Source organism: Geobacillus sp. DSP4a (assembly GCF_013096875.1).
Taxonomy (GTDB): domain Bacteria; phylum Bacillota; class Bacilli; order Bacillales; family Anoxybacillaceae; genus Geobacillus; species Geobacillus thermophilus.
In genome coordinates, this window is record NZ_SDLD01000230.1 from 1 (window position 1) to 386 (window position 386).

The following is a 386-nucleotide window of genomic DNA, read 5'->3' on the forward strand; positions in this document are numbered from 1 at the left end:
ACTACACCCTGAAACCCAAGCCGATCCAGCAGCCGCACCCGGAAATCTTCCAGGGCGGCAGCTCGCGGGCGGCGCGGGACATGGCCTCGCGCGTGTCCGACTGGTACTTCACCAACGGCAACAGCATCGACGGCATCCGCGCCCAGGTCGAGGACATCCGCGCCAAGGCGGCGGCCAACGGCCATTCGGTCAAGGTCGGAGTGAACGCCTTCATCATTGCCCGCGACACCGAGGAGGAAGCGCGGGCGGTGCTCGACGAGATCATCGCCAAGGCCGACTACGAGGCGGTGAACGCCTTCGGCGACGCGGTGAAACAGGCCGGCAAGGCCTCGCCGGAGGGCGATGGCAACTGGGCCAAATCCACCTTCGAAGACCTGGTGCAATAC

At 66.1% G+C, this 386-nt stretch carries 1 protein-coding gene; it reads left to right on the forward strand.

The window, feature by feature from the left end; genetic code table 11:
- The coding region (locus ETC02_RS17130; protein ID WP_171698496.1) for an LLM class flavin-dependent oxidoreductase at positions 1–386 on the forward strand (386 nt) is incomplete at both ends.